General features: G+C 67.5%; 14 protein-coding genes, 1 tRNA gene and 1 other RNA gene. 5 read left to right on the top strand and 11 right to left on the bottom strand.

The genetic code is table 11. The annotated features are described in order from the left end of the window. Window positions 1-8: 8 nt before the first annotated feature. The 7 genes from Prubr_RS14235 to ffs all read right to left on the bottom strand — a co-directional run bounded on the left by Prubr_RS14235 (window position 9) and on the right by ffs (window position 7,601). Window positions 9-983: an ABC transporter permease gene (locus Prubr_RS14235; RefSeq protein WP_212825648.1), complete on the bottom strand. Its 975-nt coding sequence runs from the start codon at window positions 981-983 to the stop codon at window positions 9-11. Beyond that, window positions 980-1,984, bottom strand: coding sequence for an ABC transporter permease (locus tag Prubr_RS14230; protein WP_212825646.1), 1,005 nt, complete (start codon window positions 1,982-1,984; stop codon window positions 980-982). The genes Prubr_RS14235 and Prubr_RS14230 overlap by 4 nt, the downstream gene beginning before the upstream one ends. Before the next feature lie 77 nt (window positions 1,985-2,061). Then, the gene (locus Prubr_RS14225) at window positions 2,062-3,726 is read right to left on the bottom strand and encodes an ABC transporter substrate-binding protein (RefSeq protein ID WP_212825644.1); all 1,665 of its coding nucleotides are present in this window, start codon (window positions 3,724-3,726) and stop codon (window positions 2,062-2,064) included. 214 nt (window positions 3,727-3,940) lie between these two features. Beyond that, window positions 3,941-4,534, bottom strand: a complete 594-nt coding sequence (recR, locus tag Prubr_RS14220; protein ID WP_212825642.1) for a recombination mediator RecR — start codon at window positions 4,532-4,534, stop codon at window positions 3,941-3,943. A gap of 7 nt (window positions 4,535-4,541) precedes the next feature. Then, complete coding sequence (locus Prubr_RS14215) at window positions 4,542-4,850, bottom strand: YbaB/EbfC family nucleoid-associated protein (RefSeq protein WP_246568945.1); 309 nt, start codon at window positions 4,848-4,850, stop codon at window positions 4,542-4,544. Window positions 4,851-4,955: 105 nt separating this feature from the next. Then, window positions 4,956-7,415: a DNA polymerase III subunit gamma and tau gene (locus Prubr_RS14210; RefSeq protein WP_212825638.1), complete on the bottom strand. Its 2,460-nt coding sequence runs from the start codon at window positions 7,413-7,415 to the stop codon at window positions 4,956-4,958. Between the two features lie 95 nt (window positions 7,416-7,510). After that, an RNA gene (ffs, locus tag Prubr_RS14205) (signal recognition particle sRNA small type) lies at window positions 7,511-7,601 on the bottom strand. A gap of 84 nt (window positions 7,602-7,685) precedes the next feature. On the opposite strand from ffs, the gene Prubr_RS14200 reads away from it, so the two are divergent. The 3 genes from Prubr_RS14200 to Prubr_RS14190 all read left to right on the top strand — a co-directional run bounded on the left by Prubr_RS14200 (window position 7,686) and on the right by Prubr_RS14190 (window position 10,420). Continuing rightward, window positions 7,686-7,770 (top strand) — tRNA-Ser (locus tag Prubr_RS14200). A 270-nt stretch (window positions 7,771-8,040) separates the two neighbouring features. Beyond that, window positions 8,041-9,411, top strand: coding sequence for a VWA domain-containing protein (locus Prubr_RS14195; RefSeq protein ID WP_212825636.1), 1,371 nt, complete (start codon window positions 8,041-8,043; stop codon window positions 9,409-9,411). 46 nt (window positions 9,412-9,457) lie between these two features. Then, complete coding sequence (locus Prubr_RS14190; RefSeq protein WP_212825633.1) at window positions 9,458-10,420, top strand: SDR family NAD(P)-dependent oxidoreductase; 963 nt, start codon at window positions 9,458-9,460, stop codon at window positions 10,418-10,420. 113 nt (window positions 10,421-10,533) lie between these two features. Here the strand turns inward: Prubr_RS14190 and Prubr_RS14185 are convergent, their stop codons facing one another. Together Prubr_RS14185 and Prubr_RS14180 are read right to left on the bottom strand one after the other, a co-directional pair. Continuing rightward, complete coding sequence (locus tag Prubr_RS14185; protein WP_212825631.1) at window positions 10,534-11,184, bottom strand: alpha-ketoglutarate-dependent dioxygenase AlkB family protein; 651 nt, start codon at window positions 11,182-11,184, stop codon at window positions 10,534-10,536. After that, on the bottom strand, window positions 11,184-11,615 hold the full coding sequence (locus tag Prubr_RS14180) for a protein-tyrosine phosphatase family protein (protein WP_246568680.1): 432 nt from the start codon (window positions 11,613-11,615) through the stop codon (window positions 11,184-11,186). Before Prubr_RS14180 ends, Prubr_RS14185 begins: the two co-directional genes overlap by 1 nt. Before the next feature lie 387 nt (window positions 11,616-12,002). Between Prubr_RS14180 and Prubr_RS14175 the strand changes: the two genes are divergently transcribed. Both Prubr_RS14175 and Prubr_RS36855 read left to right on the top strand, forming a co-directional pair. Further along, a complete protein-coding gene (locus Prubr_RS14175) occupies window positions 12,003-12,983 on the top strand; it encodes an HNH endonuclease (protein ID WP_212825629.1) in 981 nt (326 codons plus the stop codon). Window positions 12,984-13,100: 117 nt separating this feature from the next. Beyond that, a complete protein-coding gene (locus tag Prubr_RS36855; protein ID WP_246568678.1) occupies window positions 13,101-13,979 on the top strand; it encodes a DUF4231 domain-containing protein in 879 nt (292 codons plus the stop codon). Between the two features lie 764 nt (window positions 13,980-14,743). Here the strand turns inward: Prubr_RS36855 and Prubr_RS14165 are convergent. Continuing rightward, entirely contained in the window at window positions 14,744-15,439 is a 696-nt protein-coding gene (locus Prubr_RS14165) for an HAD family hydrolase (RefSeq protein ID WP_212825627.1), read from the bottom strand. Next, window positions 15,436-16,302, bottom strand: a complete 867-nt coding sequence (locus Prubr_RS14160) for a GntR family transcriptional regulator (protein WP_212825625.1) — start codon at window positions 16,300-16,302, stop codon at window positions 15,436-15,438. Before Prubr_RS14160 ends, Prubr_RS14165 begins: the two co-directional genes overlap by 4 nt. Between the last annotated feature and the right edge of the window lie 42 nt (window positions 16,303-16,344).

Raw genomic sequence — 16,344 nt, 5'->3', positions numbered from 1 at the left:
CCGCTCGCCTACTTCCGCAGCTTGGGGTCGAGTGCCTCACGCATCGCCTCACCGAGCAGGGTGAAGCCCAGCGCCGTGACGATGATGCCGACGGCCGGCAGGATCGCCAGTCGGGGCGCCGCGTCGAGGTAACGCTGCGCGTCGGCGAGCATCACGCCCCACTCCGGGATCGACGAGTCCTGGTTGCCCAGGCCGAGGAAGGACAGCGCCGCCGCCTCGATGATCGCGGTGGCCAGGGTCAGCGTCGCCTGCACGATGACCGGAGCCAGCGAGTTGGGCAGGATGTGGGTCAACGCGATCCGGCCGCGCTTCACCCCCAACGAGGTCGACGCCAGCACGTAGTCCGTATTGGACTGCGCGATCATGGAGCCCCGCAACAGCCGGGCGAAGACGGGTACGGACACCGCGCCGACCGCGATCATGACGGTGATCAGGCTCGGCCCGAGCAGGGCCGCGATGCTGACCGCCAGCAGCAGGCTGGGCAGCGCGAGGAGCATGTCGACGACACGCATCAGGGCGTTGTCGATCCAGCGGCCGACCCGGCCACCGAGACCGGCCGCCGCACCGGCGGTGCCACCGATGATCGCGCCGACGACCAGACCGATCAGCGTGGAGACCACGCCGACCAGCAGCGTCTGCCGGGCGCCGACGACGATCCGGCTGAACTCGTCGCGGCCCAGGTGGTCGACCCCGAACCAGTTCTCGGCACGCGGCCCCGGATAGTGCGCCCGGGCGTCGCTGACCTCGCCACGCCAGGTCTGCGCGACCGGGTCGTGCGGCACCAGGAACGGCCCGACGATCGCGACGAGCAGGAAGGCGAGCAGGATGACAGCGCCGACGACGGCGGCCGGATTGCGCCGCAGCCGCCGGAACGCCTCCTGCCAGAGGCTCACCCCACGCTCGTCGTCGCGCTTCGCGGAGAGTTCGGAGAGCCGGTCGAGTTTCTCGATCTTCTTGCGGCCCGGTGTGAGCACCCCGCTCATCGCACCCTCACCCTCGGATCGATAAAGCTGTAGGAGAGGTCGACGATCAGGTTCACCAGCACGTAGACCACCGCGATGATCATGATGAAGCCCATCAGCACCGGATAGTCCCGCTGGCTGATCGACTCGGCGATGAACGCCCCGATGCCGCTGAACGCGAAGACCGTCTCGGTCAGCACCGCGCCGGAGAGCAGGCCGCCGGTGAGCAGACCGATGGTGGTGGCGACCGGCAGCATCGCGTTGCGCAGGACGTGCCGCCGGCGGACCACGTTCTCGGTCAGGCCCTTGGCCTCGGCGGTGCGTACGAAGTCTTCGCCCAGCACCTCCAGGACGCTGGCCCGGGTGATCCGGACGATGATCGCCAACGGGATGCTCGCGAGCGCGATGCCGGGTAGGACGAGATGCCACAGGGCGTCGGCGGCGGCGTCCCACTCTCTTGTCATCAGTCCGTCGAGCACGAAGAAGTTGGTGATCCGGGTGGCGCCGATCGTCGGGTCCTGCCGGCCGCTCGACGGGAACCAGCCCAGGTTCTCGGCGAAGATCGCCTTGAGGACGTACGCCAGGAAGAACACCGGGATACAGATGCCGATCAGGGACCCCACCACGGAGGCGTGGTCGAGGATCGTGGCCCGCTTGCGGGCGGCGAGGTAGCCGAGCGGGATACCGACCCCGATCGCGATGATCATCGCGGTGAGGGCGAGTTCGACCGTACCGGGGAAGCGCTGGAGGAACTCCGTGGTGACCTCGCGCTTGGTCGAGATCGACGTACCGAGGTCTAGTTGGAGCATCCGCCTCATGAAGCGGCCGTACTGGATCAGGATCGGCTCGTCGAGGCCGAGGTTACGCCGGATCGCGGCACGGGACTCGGGTGTGCCCCGCTCGCCGAGGATCGCGGTCTCCGGTCCACCCGGCAGGCGGTGCAGCCAGATGAACAACAGGATGGAAAGCCCGAACAGTGTGGGTATCAGCTGCAGCAGGCGTCTGACGATGAACCGGAACACGTGCGCCTCGAATTGGTCCAGAGGGTCCCGCGGGCGGGCACCAGGACCGGTGCCCGCCCGCGGTTCCTTTTTCTATGTCAGGACTTGAACTCGGCGGTGGAGAACCGCTCGTCCGTGAGCGGGCTCGCCTTGACACCGGTCACGTCCTTGCCGAAGACGATCGCCGGCGGCGAGTGCGACACCGGCACGCCGGGCAGGAAGTTCATGATCTCGGCGTTCAGCTGCTTGTAGATCTCGAACCGGGCGGCGGCGTCGGCCGTGGTGTCAGCCTGCCGGAACAGGTCGAACAGCGGCTGGTTGGTGTAGCCCCACTCGTCCTTCGGCCGGTCGAAGAAGGTGCCGATGAAGTTGTAGGCGTCGCCGTAGTCACCGGTCCAGCCCAGGAAGTGCAGGTCGTGGTTGGAACCGGAGGTGGTGGCGTTGAGGTAGTCCGGGCTCCACTTCAGCGGGATCGCCTCGATGGTGATCCCGACCGCCCGCAGGTCCGCCGCCAGCAGCTCGAAGAGGTCCTTCGGGTTCGGCATGTAGGGCCGGGTGACCTCGGTCGGGTAGTGGAACTTCAGCGTCAGGTTCGACGCGCCCGCCTCGGCCAGCAGCTGCTTGGCCTTCTCCGGGTTGTAGTCGTACGTGGTGACCGACGGGTTCCAGCCCTCGACGGTGTCCGGGATGAACTGCGTGGCGACCTTGGCGCCCGGGGGCAGCTTCGAGTCGACCAGCGCCTGCCGGTTCAGCGAGTGCATGATGGCCTGCCGGACCTTGATGTCCGCCAGCTTCGGGTTCCCCTTCTGGTTGATCGCCAGGTAGAGGATGTTGAACGCCGGGCGGGTCAGCACGTTGAACCCGTCGGTCCCGAGTGGACCGACGTCGGCCGGGCCGACCAGGTCGTAGCCGTGGATGTCGCCGGACCGGAGCGCCTGCTTACGGGCGTTCTCGTCGGAGATGGTGCGGAAGATCAGCGTCTTCAGCTTGGCCTTCTCGCCCGCGTACTCCTCGTTGCGCTCGAGGGTGACGGTCTTGTTGGCGATGTCCCAGGCCTTGAACTTGAACGGGCCGGTGCCGGTCGGGTGCTCCAGCGCGTACGCCGGGTACTTGATGTCGTCGGCGGTGCCGGTCACCTCGCTGGCCTGGTGCTGCTGGAGCGCCGTCGGCGAGTGCATCGAGAAGGCCGGCAGCATCAGCGCGGCAGGGATCTTGCTGGAGACCCGGTTGAACGCCAGGTCGACCGTGCTCGGGTCCTTGACGGTGCAGGACTTGAAGAGGCTCTCGCCCAGCTCGGGGTCCTCATTGGCCGCGAAGCCGCCCATGATGTCCTGCCAGTAGGCGGTGACGTCCGGGCTCTGCATCAGACCCTTGGCGTTGAACCAGCGGTTGAAGTTGAAGCAGACAGCCTCGGCGTTGAAGTCGGTGCCGTCGTGGAACTTCACGCCGGTGCGCAGCTTGAAGGTCCACGTTGTACCGGCCGCGTCCGGCGTCCAGCTCTCGGCCAGGCCGGCCGAGACCTTGGTCCCGCCCTCCTCGGGGCGGACCAGCGTCTCGAAGACCTGCCGGGCGACCCGGAACGACTCGCCATCACTGGCGAGGCTGGGGTCGAGCACCTTGGGGTCACCGGCAACGCCGAAGACCAGTGTGTCCTTGGTGGATCCGCCCGAGTCTCCGTCGCGCTCACTCGTGGCACAGCCGGAGAGCGCGAGGGCGGCGACCGCTGCGGTCGCGATCGCGACCTTCGGCCTTGATGCACGCATGGTGCTTCACCTCGTCCTGTGGGTACGGACAACGCGGTGACCCGGGGTCACCAGATGGCGAGACGATAGCCGTCCTTCGAACTCCCCGGAAACTGGCCTGTTGGGGGTTGGTATCGGATCGTGTCTTTACGTCTCACCACTGGCACGCACGATGCGAAGTTGTTACATTGCGCCGCTGTTTCAGAACATCAACTGTCAGATCAACGACCGCACGTCAGACCGCTCGACGCCCCTCGAACGCCCGTCCGAGCGTGATCTCGTCGGCGTATTCGAGGTCGCCGCCGACCGGCAGACCACTTGCCAGCCGGGTGACCGCGATACCCATCGGCTTCACCATCAGCGCCAGGTAGGTCGCCGTCGCCTCGCCCTCGGTGTTCGGGTCGGTGGCGAGGATCAACTCCTTCACCGCACCGGAGCCGAGCCGGAGCATCAGCTCCCGGATCCGCAGGTTGTCCGGCCCGATGCCCTCCAGCGGATTGATCGCCCCGCCCAGCACGTGATAGCGCCCCCGGAACTCGCCGGTCCGCTCGATCGCCACCACGTCCTTGGGCTCCTCGACCACACACAGCACCTCGTCGGTGCGGCGCGGATCGCGGCAGATCCGGCACAGCTCCGCTTCGGCCACGTTGTAGCAGGTCGTACAGAACCGGACCAGTTCCTTGACCTTCCGCAACGCGGTCGACAGGCGGTTGACGTCGGCCGGATCCGCCGACAGCACGTGAAAGGCGATCCGCTGGGCACTCTTCGGCCCGACGCCGGGCAGGCGACCCAGCTCGTCGATCAGATCCTGGATCGCACCCTCGTACATCCGGGGCTCAGAAGCCGGGCAGGCCGAGGCCGCCCATGCCGCCGGTGACCGGGCCCATCTTCTCCTCGGTCAGCTTGCGCACCGCGTCGTTGGCGTTGTGCACCGCCGCCAGCACCAGGTCTTCCAGCGTCTCGACGTCGTCCGGGTCGACCGCCTTCGGGTCGATCTTGATCGCCTTGACCTCGCCGCCACCGGAGATGGTCACGGTGACCAGCCCGCCTCCGGCGGTGCCGGTCAGCTCCGCCGCCGCCAGCTCGGCCTGCGCGGCGGCGAGCTGCTGCTGCATCTTCTGCGCCTGCTTCATCATCTGCTGCAGGTTGGGCTGTCCACCGGGGCGCACGGCACGGCTCCTTCGTCGTCATTGCTGGGCATCGTTCAGCCTAGTCGGCAGGCCCGACGCCGGCCGCGCCGCGCCACGTGGTCAGCCGTCGAGTCGCTCCGCGCCGAGCGTCTGGTGCAGCAGCTGCACCACCTGCTGCTCGCTGCTCTGCCGGACCGTGTCGACGTCGACCACGTCGTCGAGCGGCTCGTCCCCGGGATCGAACCCCTCGTACGTCACCCCGCCGCGCACCGGCCCGTCGTAGTCGGGGTCGTACGGCGGTTCGCCGGCCCAGGACGGATCCGCCGTCTGGACCGCCCCGGCGCGGGCCGCCGGAGCCGGAGCGGCCGGTGAGACGGCGACGGCGACGGTCGCCGCCGGCGCGGCACCGCGGGCGGCGGGCACGCCGGCATCCCGGCCGGCCGTACCCCGGTTGGCGGCCGCCGCGGCCGCCCGGGCGGCGGCGAGTCCCGTACCGGCGCCACCGGCGTTCGCCGGGGGTGGGCCGGCGCCCGGCGTCGTGCCGTTGGCCGACTGTCGCGCACCCGCCTCGTCGGTCGGCGCCGGTGCGGCGGGCCGGCCACCCGGACGAACCGGCTCCGGCCAGTCCGAGCCACCGCCGCCGCCCGCGGCCCCGCCACGACCGGCGGCCGGTTCGTCTCCGTCCGGCCAGTCGGATCCAGCAGCCCGGCCCGCCTGCACCGGCCCGGCCGACGGCGGCCGGACGGGCTCGGGCCAGTCCGAACCGGTCGACCCGCCGGACGGAGACGAACCGGCCGCCGGTCGTGGCGGGGCCGCGGGCGGCGCGGACGGCGGCGGAGGCGGGGTGGGCCGCGGTTGCGGAGTCGGGGCCGGCCGGCCGCCGTCGCCACCGACCTCGCACCGGATCAGCCAGCGCCCGCCCAGCACCTGACCGATCGCCTCGACCAACAGGTCGGGCGAGTTGGTCAGCATCGTGGCGTGCACGCTGTGCCGGAACGACAACACCAGCGTGTTGCCGTCGACGTCGCTCACCGTCGCCTCCCGTACGACCGCCGCCGCACGCTTGCTCCGGGCCGCGACCGTCGACAGGATCTGGTCCCACGACCGACGGACCCCGGCCGCGTCGAGCGCGCCCGGGGCAACGGGCGTGCCCGGCGCCGGCGGGTCCGGCGTCACCGGATCGGGCATGACCGCCGCCGGCGGGCCGGACCGCAGGGCCGCCGCCGGCTGCGCCGGCCGGGACTCAGTACGCGCCGGAGCGGCCGGCTGCGCCGCCTGTGGCGCCGGCGGCTGCTGCGGGGTCGGCGGCTGCTGCGGGGTCGAGGGCTGCTGCGGCTGGGGTTGCGGCTCGACCCGGGACGGGACGGGCGGACGTACCGGCTCGGTGGCCTGGACCGGCGGCAGATCGCCGCCGCCGGCGACCGTGAGCCGGCGCTCCATCCGCTCCAGCCGCTGGAGCAGCGCGGCCGAGCCGTCGTCGGCCCCCGGCAGCAGCATCCGGGCGGCGATCAACTCCAGCAGCAGCCGGGGCGCCGTCGTGCCACGCATCTCGACCAGGCCGTTGTGCACGATGTCGGCGCACCGGGACAGCGTCGCCGACCCCAGCCGCTCGGCCTGCGCGGCCATCCGTTCCACCTGGTCTGGCGGGCCGTCGACCAGGCCCTTGGCGGCCGCGTCCGGCACCTGCCGCAGCACGATCAGGTCGCGCAGCCGTTCCAGCAGATCGGAGGCGAACCGCCGCGGGTCGTGGCCGGCCTCGGCCACCCGGTCGATGGTCGCGTACGCCGCCGCACCGTCCCCCGCCGCCAGCGCGTCACACATTTCGTCGATCAGGGCCGAGTCGGTCACGCCCAGCAGCGCCACCGCCCGGGCGTAGCTGACACCGTCCGGCCCGGCACCGGCGATGAGCTGGTCGAGCACCGACAGACTGTCCCGCGCGCTGCCCCCACCGGCCCGCACCACCAGCGGAAACACCGCCGGATCGACCTTGATCCCCTCGGCCTCGGTCAACTGCTCCAGGTAGGGCCGCAGCACCGCCGGCGGGATCAGCCGGAACGGATAGTGGTGGGTACGCGACTTGATCGTGCCGAGCACCTTCTCCGGCTCGGTCGTCGCGAAGATGAACTTGACGTATTCCGGCGGCTCCTCGACCAGCTTCAGCAGCGCGTTGAAGCCGGCCGACGAGACCATGTGCGCCTCGTCGATCACATAGATCTTGAAGCGACTGTTCGCCGGCGCGAAGAACGCCCGCTCCCGCAGCTCACGGGCATCGTCGACACCACCGTGGCTGGCCGCGTCGATCTCCATCACGTCGATCGAGCCGGCCCCGTCGTTCGCCAGCGACCGGCACGACCCGCACGTGCCGCACGGCTCCGGGGTCGGCCCCTGCTCGCAGTTCAGCGACCGGGCCAGGATGCGCGCGCTGGAGGTCTTGCCACAGCCACGCGGCCCGGAGAACAGGTAGGCATGGTTGAGCCGCCCGCTGCGCAGCGCCTGCGACAGCGGCTCGGTGACATGCTCCTGGCCGATGACCTCGGCGAACGTCCTCGGCCGGTATTTGCGGTAGAGCGCGAGCGCCACCCCAGCCTCCTCTCGACCGGGCCATTCTCCACCGGCGGACGGCCCCGGACGCAACACGGGGCGAGGCAGCGGTGATCGGCGGCGACCAGGAAAAATAAGGCCTCCCGTGCACCCGTCAGAGCTCGCTTATCCTTGCTGCCTTCCGGCCCTGGGGAGGTTCACGAGGTGCACGCCGCACGGGAGGTACCGACGACTCTACCCCGCCCCGCCCGGAACCGTCGGCGGGTGGGCCGTGTGGGGCTGCTGCGACGGGCCTGTATCCTGTGCGACGGAGGATTCGCCTAGAGGCCTAGGGCGCACGCTTGGAAAGCGTGTTGGGTTCACACCCTCACGAGTTCGAATCTCGTATCCTCCGCTCTTCTGAGCAGCGTAAACGACGAAGGGCCGGCCCCACGCGGGGCCGGCCCTTCGTCGTGGTCTCGGTTCTGGTGCGGTTGGCGGGGCAGCCAGCGCTCTGTCGGGTTGCCGTGACGGTGTCCGTCCCGGCCGGCGTCGGGCGGAAGTAGACCGTCAGCACCTCTGACTGCCGCCCTGCTTCACGCCCCGACACGTCACCCGGCCCGACCTGCGCAGATCTTGATCAACACCGGTAGGCTCTGACACACCGTGACGCGGAGGAGGCACCGTGACAGTGCTGTCCAAGGGCGCCAACGTCGCCCTGCCCACGATGTACGTCCGGGCGGTCCTGAGCTGGACGGCGGGACCGGGCGTACCCGACATCGACGTGTCAGCGCTGCTGCTGACCGCGAGCGGGAAGGTCCGCAGCGACGGCGACTTCGTCTTCTACAACCAGCCGCGGCACCCTTCCGGAGCCGTGACCCACGCGGGCAAGCGCGCCGGGGCGGCCGGGGAGGCGTTCGACGGCATCACCGTCGAACTGGCGAGGGTCGAACCGGACATCCAGCGGGTGGTGATCGCCGCGTCCGCCCACGACGGCACCTTCCAGCAGGTACGTGGGCTGCGGCTGACCATCTTCGACGTCGGTTCCGGGGCCGAGGTGGCGCGGTTCGAGGACATGCACGCGTCGACCGAGAAGGCGATCGTCGGCGGGGAGCTCTATCTGCGTAACGGGGCCTGGAAGTTCCGGGCGGTCGGGCAGGGCTGGGATTCCGGGCTGGCCGGGCTGGCGACCAACTTCGGGATCAGCGTCGACAGCGAACCGCCCGCCACCGCCCAGCCTACGGCGACACCACCCCCGCCACCCGCGCCCGCCTTCCCGCCGCCACCGGTCACCGCGCCACCACCCCCACCACCGGCCGCGCCTGCGCCCGGGCAGCCGACCGTACGGTTCACCAAGGGCGAGGACCGGCTGCCGCCGGAGGCCCGGCAGAAGCTCAACCTGCGTAAGCAGCAGGTGGCGGTCAGCCTGACCAAGCACGGCATCGGGAACGTCCGGGCCCGGGTCCTCCTGGTCCTCGACGCCTCGGGGTCGATGACGTCGCTCTACAAGAACGGCACGATGGCCCGCGCGGTCGAGCGGACCGCGGCCGTCGCGGCCCAGTTGGACGACGACGGAACCATGCAGTCGTGGATGTTCGCCTCCCGTCCCGGGCAACTCCCGGATCTGGAGATCGGCGACATGCCGCGCTGGATTCCGGCATTCGTCCGGATGAAGGCCCTGCCGAAGCTCGGCTTCGGTAACGAGGAGCAGAAGGTGATCGCCATGGTCCGGGATTTCGTACGGCAGAATCCCGAACCGGTTCCCACCCTCGTCCTGTTCTATTCCGACGGCGGCGTCTACCAGAACGCCGCGATCGAGAAGCAGTTCCGGGCCGCCGCCGACGAGCCGATCTTCTGGCAGTTCATCGGGCTCGGCAACGCCAACTACGGAATCCTCGAACGGTTCGACCAGATGCAGGGCCGGCGGGTGGACAACGTCGGTTTCTTCGCGGTCGACGACATCGACCGGACCGGGGATCCGGAACTCTACGACCGGCTGCTCAGCGAGTTCCCGGCCTGGCTGCGGGCCGCCCGCGCGGAGGGCATCCTGCGCTGAGCAAGGTACTTGTCTTCCAGTGCGGTCGAAGTCGTAGCGTCGGGGCATGACCACAGCGCAGCACAAGATCGGATCGGGTTTCGGTGCACGGAGCACCGCTGACGACGTACTCGATGGGGTTGATCTTTCGGGGAAACTGGCGGTGGTGACCGGCGGGTATTCGGGGTTGGGGTTGGAAACGACGCGGGCCCTGGCGAAGGCCGGGGCTCGGGTCGTCGTACCGGCCCGGCGGCCGGACGTCGCCCGTGAGGCGCTCGCCGGAATCGCGGGGGTCGAGGTCGACGAACTCGACCTCGGTGACCTCGAAAGCGTGAATGGGTTCGCCGAGCGCTTTCTCGCCTCCGGCCGGCGAATCGACATTCTGATCAACAACGCGGGCATCATGGCCTGTCCGGAGACGCGGGTCGGGCCGGGCTGGGAGGCACAGTTCGCGACCAACCACCTGGGCCACTTCGCGCTGACCAACCGGCTGTGGCCGGCGCTCGTGGACGGCGGTGCCCGGGTCGTCTCGGTTTCGTCGACGGGTCACCACAACTCCGCGATCCGCTGGGACGACCCGCAGTTCGAGCACGGGTACGACAAGTGGGCGGCGTACGGCCAGGCGAAGACGGCCAACATCCTGTTCGCCGTGCAACTCGACGCCCTCGGCAAAGACCTCGGGGTACGGGCTTTTGCGCTCCACCCGGGCGGGATTCTCACCCCGTTGCAGCGGCACCTGACGACCGAGGAAATGGTCGGCTACGGCTGGATCGACACCGACGGCAACCCGCTGAACCCGAGCTTCAAGACGCCGGAACAGGGTGCGGCGACCCAGGTCTGGGCGGCCACGTCGGCGCAACTCGACGGGCTGGGCGGTCTCTACTGCGAGGACTGCGAGATCGCCGAGTTGGCGGCCGAGGGTGTCCGAGAAGGGGTACGGGACTACGCCGTCGACCCGGAGCAGGCGGCCCGGCTCTGGGCGCTGTCGGCGGAGCTGACCGGGGTGGACGCGTTCGCGTCCCCTCGGTGACACGGTGGTTGTCCACAGGCTGGCCGGCCTGTGGACAACCTTCCACAGTCGTACACATGTGCTATCCACACCCTGTGGATAACTCTGTGGAGAACTCGCCGACCAGGGCAGACTCAGGAGAGGCCGGTCTCCCGTAGCGTGATGTTGATCCGACCGAAGTCCAGGCCGACCCCGGCCGGAGCCGTACCCGGATAGGTCCGCACCACCCCGTGATAGGCGAACCGCGCCGGCCCGCCGAAGACGAACAGGTCACCCGAAGCCAGCTCCAGGTCGGTCCACGGCCGGTTCCGGCTGTGCGTGTTGCCGAACCGGAAGAGGCACGAGTCGCCGACGCTCAACGACACCACCGGTGCGTCCGTACGCTCGTCGCGGTCCTGGTGCAGGCCCATCTTCGCGGCGTCGTCGTAGAAATTGATCAGGGCGGTGTCCGGCCGGTAGCTCCGGGCCGTCGCCTGACGAGCCTCCGCGAGTCCGGCCCGCCCCAGGTCGGCAAGCCAGTCGGGAAGCGCGGCCACCCGCCCGCCGCCCGCGTCGTCGGCGGTCCGGCTGTACCGGTACGGCTGCCAGTGCCAGCCCAGACAGACCGTACGCACCGACGTCCGGCCGCCGCCCGGCAGCGTCGCCGCCCGGGCGGGAACCGGCCCACGCGCCCACGCCTGGCACGCCTCGACCAGCCGGCGCTGCGTCGCCGGGTCGAGCCACCGTGGCACGTGCACCGCACCCGGGGCGATCTCCCGGCGACCGGCGTGCGGAAGGTCGAACATCAGGCGAGGAAGCGCCGTACGTAGCGCTTCTGCCACGGCGTCTCGACGGCGTGCGGGGAGTAGTGCGCGCGTACGAAGGTGACAGCCTCGTCGGCCGGCACCCCGTCAATGATCGCCAGGCAGGCCAGCGCCGTGCCGGTACGGCCCCGGCCACCGGAACAGGCCAACTCGACCCGGTCGGTCGCCGACCGCTCCCACGCCTCGCGGAACATGGTCCGGGCCTCGTCCCGGTCGCGCGGTAGCCGGAAGTCCGGCCAGTGCAGCCAACGAGCCTCCCAGTCGACCGGCGGCGGCGGCTTGCCGAGCAGGTAGACGGCGAAGGTCGGCACCTGGCCGGCGGGCAGCGGCCGCATCAGCCCACGGCCACGAACCAGCCGCCCGGACGGCAGCCGCAGCAGCCCGCCGGCACTCACATCCCACGGATCGACCACACGCCGACAATAGCGAGCCGGTGTCGACGGTTCCGCCACCGTCGCGTCGGCCACCCGGGTACGCCTTCCCGTCCAGCCGGGACCGCTGAGTCACCGGTCAGGAAACAGCGAAACGCCCGGTCCTCCGCGCTGGAGGTGCCGGGCGTCTAGCCTGTGTACGAGCGGTGGCGGCGGGATTTGAACCCGCGGAGGGCGTAAACCCTCACACGCTTTCGAGGTCTGCCTGCTGCCGATCGGCGAGGGTTGCGACCGTTCGTGAGCTGCTGAAATGTTTGATGGATGATCCTCTCCGATCACCGCTGGACGCCCGTGAATGAGACGACGTTTGAGACGACGGGCGGAGCTTCGGGGCCGCGGTCTGTCGCACCGACGCCGTATCGTCGCGGCGTGACACTTGCCGACATCACGCGCCCGGCCGTGCTGGCCGCCATCGCCGAGTTCGATCGACTGGGCCGCGATGAGTTCCTGCGCTTGGCTGGGTTTGGCCGCTCCAAGCTGTACTACCTGGAATACCAGGGGCGGCTCTACGACTCGAAAGCCATCGTGGGGTACGCGCACGGACAGAGCACCGGCACCCCGCTCGTCTCTGAAGACTTCTCCGGCGGAGACAAGACGGTTGTCCCTCGGCTCACCGCGCTTGGCTTCGACGTGCGCTACATGCGGAACCCGGATTGGACTCGGGACGAGATCATCCTGGCCTGTGCGCTGGTCGAGGCGAACGGATGGCGACAGCTCGACGCGGCCGACCAAAGGGTCAAGGAGCTATCTGAACTTCTCCAGTCGCCCGCCATCCATCCCGTCGACCAGCGCGGACCGGAGTTCCGAAACGCCGCGGGCGTTGGCCGCAAGACGGCTGACATCGCGACCGCACACCCGCAATACCTAGGCAAGAAGACCAACGGCAACCGCCTCGACCGGGAAGTCTTGGACGACTTCATCGCTCGACCTGCCGAGATGCACGCAGTTGCCGCGGCGATCCGCACCGCTCTCGCCGCCGATGAACCCCCCACGGCTGGCCCCGACCCCGACGTGCCGGACCCGACCGCGGACGAGGGGGGCGTACTCCTACGCCTACACCTACGACGAGAGCGCGACCCAAAGATCAGGCGAGCCAAGATTGCGGACGCCAAACGCCACGGTCTGGCCATCGCCTGCGAAATCTGCGGCTTCGACTTCGCCAAGACCTACGGCGTCCGCGGTACCGATTACATCGAATGCCACCACCGCACGCCACTCCATGTCACCGGCCCGACTAAGACTCGGCTTGCAGACCTTGCCCTGATCTGCTCGAACTGCCATCGGATGATCCACCGCACTAAGCCGTGGCTTACCGTTGAAGAGTTGCAGTCGGTCATGCAACGTAGCTGACAGGAGTCCCCATATTTTTAGTCCACCAAACGAGCGAAATATGATCATGGCGCCGTGTCAGCAATCCGACTAAACTTGCACCTTGGGCAGGAGATCGACACGCAATAATATTGCTGCATGTGGTCGTATACAAGAAGGCTTTGGCGCGGCGACAATCAGTCGAAGAACAAGCAAGAGCTGATCGACATGATCAACGATGACGGTCCGGACAACTGGCACATCGACCACGTACGCAGTCGCATAATCGACGCCGAAGAAAAGCTTCACCTTCAACAGATATGGAAGAAAGCTGGCATCGCCTGGATTACCGCGGGAAACTCGATGCTGATAGCACTGGCGGTCCTTGCAATCTCTTCGAAGATTGATGAGATAACCCGCATATCCACGGCGGTCTACATTGCATGCGGCGCATCCCTTCTCATTTCTCCAGCACTTACCTACTGGCAATATAGGCGCACAAGGAAGACGCGTGTTTTTATCAAGAAACTGCACTTAGTGCGGCGACGCGTCCAGGAACAAGAAGACTCAAGGTCGAACGATGTACTCGACGCGGCACTACAAGCACAGAAGCGCTACAGGGATGACACGCCAGATCTAATTTCGCAGTTTCGAGAGGATGCCGGAAAGACTCGCGCACTACACAATCGTCTCCAAAGCGTTATCATCGTCGGATCTGTCGCCACTTCAGCAATCGCGACAGCCTCCGTCTCCTATGCGCATGTGCGATGGGTAACTGTAGGGGCAAGCACTGTTGTCGGACTCGCGGCGGGCTTCATGGGCTACTTCAAGTACCATGAGCGAAGCTTCAACTCACAGCAAACCGCAGATGCTATAGAACGAGAATATGAAGCCGTAGAACTTCGGGTAGGAAACTATAAGGGATTAGATGAATCGCGCGCATACTCGATGTTTGCAGAATCCGTAGAGAGACTTCGCGACGAGCAGAACAAGCGACAGCAACAACTCGACCAGCCCGTCGAAGCGAAGAGAGAGTAGCGATGCCTGCGCCCACTCGGCGCGACCGCTGACGGTCAGTTCGTCGATGGTGTCGTGTGGAAGGGAAGCGCCGACCTACCTTTGCATCGGTACTCAGCAGTTGCCGCCGGATCGCTGGCGTCACCCCCGGGCTTGAGTGGAGGTAACACGTGGTTGAAGTAGTTCCTAATATAATTGCCGGGCTGGCCATTGCCGTTAGCGCTTTTACATGGTGGATCGACCGGCGACGAGCTAGAGAGACGGCGGGTCGTCAGGCCGAACTAACAGAAGCGCAGGACGTCCTGCGGGAACAACAGATATCACTCGATAGGCAAATGCTCGAATTTGTCAAAGAGATACGCAGTCGCGCGGACATTCGAGTAACCTTTAGTCGAACCCGCTTTGGCGCCGAGGAGCATCGCCTCAGCATCAGAAATTCTGGCCAGGGACCTGCATTCGACATACAGGCTCATCTGAGGGGTCAAATCGACATGGATGGCGGGTTCCAGGGGAAGACGGATCTCGTACAGGTTGACGAGAAATTCCCCCCTGTCCCAATAGACCGCTTGGATCCAGAATCGCAGGAGTTCGTGGTGCGCTATGAAGCTCCTTGGGGTAGCTGGGCAGGCCCAGTTAGCATTACGCTCACTTGGCGTGAGTCGGATGGCCCGGAACGGCATGAGAAAGTATTGCAACTCACCCCTTAACGCGTAGTAGCCTGCTCCGACATTAAGAGGTACATGACATCGATCTCAGACAGCGTGTTCGTCGAGCTGGATTGAATATTAGCCACCAGTACGCTCCATCAGTGAGCCAGCCAACTCACCCATACTCGTGATCACCGCGTCCGCTCCGGCGGCCCGAAGGCTTTCAACCTTGGAAGGACGATTCGCATAGCCAACTGACCGCACTCCGGCGGCTCGCGCTCCGTCAATATCCGACATCGAATCGCCAATCAACACGCATCGGCTCGCTGGTATGCCGAGGGCTCGCACGGCTCGTAGGATCGGTTCCGGGTTGGGCTTCATGCGCCCTGGGTCGGCGTATGCCCGACCAATCACCGGCGAGACATACACCGCCAGCCGGTGCGCCGTAAGGTATGCGCTCAGCGCGCCGGCCGAGTTATTGCTAACCGCCGACACCGACATCCCGGCTTGTCGGGCAGCCACGATGACCTCTCGGCCGTACGGCGTCGGTTCGGCAGTTTCGACGGCCCGGCATTCGGCCGCGCAGAGCGCGTCCTCCACCATTCGCGTAACGCCATCGTCGCCAGTTGCGCCGGTGCGGCGAAGCACCTCAAGCGGATCCGGCTCGCTGGCGAGGTCCGGCGGCACGTCGACCCCGTGCCGCCGCAGAACGTCGACTAGCTCGGCGGCAACCTGCGGCGCCGGGTAGCCGGCGAAGACGCTGCACACCGGCCCGTCGAAGTCGAGCAGCACCGCGCCGACCCCGGCAAGCAACCTGCCAAGGTCGGCGTTCATCCGTCGTACCGGTAGGCGATGGTCGACCACACCGAGTCAAACCACTGGCGAGACGCTTCCACGAACTGCGTACCGTGCGAGGCGTCATCGTCGGTCACCGCGTAGTGGAACAGCGGCACGTCCTTGCCCATCAGGTCGTAGATCGCCAGCGGCTCCCCCTTGATAGAGACGGTGCGCTCAACGACCGGGTAAAAGCCGTAGAAGACCTCTTCGTCGTTGAGGATGTAGAGCTTGAACAGCGGGGATGCCCGGTGCATCCGTACCTCGACGGTGGTCGACCGGACTAGGCCAAGGTCGCCCAGCTCGGCGACCTGGTCGATGATTGCCTCCGCCGCGCGGCGGGTGATCCGCTCCGCGCGCTCGCGTACCGCCGGGTCGTCGGCCTGCGTCTCGGCTCGTGACGGTAATGCCATCGGCACGGTCATATCGGAGATCAGGACTCGCACGGCGATCGTTTCCGGTGCGAGCCGGCCGACGCGTACCTTGTCGAGCGCTTCGGCAAGCGCGTCACGCAGCGTCTCGCCAGAGAATCCCGCGAAGTCGATGCTGACGTGAGGTCGCTCGAACACGGCTTCGATGTGCGGACGTAGCTCGACGGCTCGCTGCGTCTGGGCGCGGACGAACGCGCCGCTGCCCTGCCGGGACACAATCAGCCTCTCTGCCCGGAGCAGGTCCAAGGCTCGCTTGACCGTCTCTCGCGCCACGCTGTAGCGGGTAGCTAGCTCGGGTTGTGATGGCAGCTTGTCGCCGGGGGCAAGTCGGCGCGTGAGGATCGCAGCGCGCAGCTTGTTCGCGATTTGCTGCGACGCCTGTTTCGGGTCGTCGGGGTCTAGCTGACCAAGGAAGTCAAGGTTCTCACTCACCTGCCCACGGTAGCGCTGACTAGCCAAGTTGAGAAACTTTGC

Source organism: Polymorphospora rubra (assembly GCF_018324255.1).
In the GTDB taxonomy this organism is placed as follows: Bacteria; Actinomycetota; Actinomycetes; order Mycobacteriales; family Micromonosporaceae; genus Polymorphospora; species Polymorphospora rubra.
The sequence above is the reverse complement of the archived record's forward strand: the minus strand, read 5'-3'. Positions and strand labels throughout refer to the sequence as shown.

Coding starts and splice junctions, on each gene's coding strand:
- Prubr_RS14235 (WP_212825648.1), bottom strand. CDS start 983: ATGAGCGGGGTGCTCACACCGGGCCGCAAGAAGATCGAGAAACTCGAC.
- Prubr_RS14225 (WP_212825644.1), bottom strand. CDS start 3,726: ATGCGTGCATCAAGGCCGAAGGTCGCGATCGCGACCGCAGCGGTCGCC.
- recR (WP_212825642.1), bottom strand. CDS start 4,534: ATGTACGAGGGTGCGATCCAGGATCTGATCGACGAGCTGGGTCGCCTG.
- Prubr_RS14190 (WP_212825633.1), top strand. CDS start 9,458: ATGACCACAGCGCAGCACAAGATCGGATCGGGTTTCGGTGCACGGAGC.
- Prubr_RS14185 (WP_212825631.1), bottom strand. CDS start 11,184: ATGTTCGACCTTCCGCACGCCGGTCGCCGGGAGATCGCCCCGGGTGCG.
- Prubr_RS36855 (WP_246568678.1), top strand. CDS start 13,101: ATGTGGTCGTATACAAGAAGGCTTTGGCGCGGCGACAATCAGTCGAAG.
- Prubr_RS14165 (WP_212825627.1), bottom strand. CDS start 15,439: ATGAACGCCGACCTTGGCAGGTTGCTTGCCGGGGTCGGCGCGGTGCTG.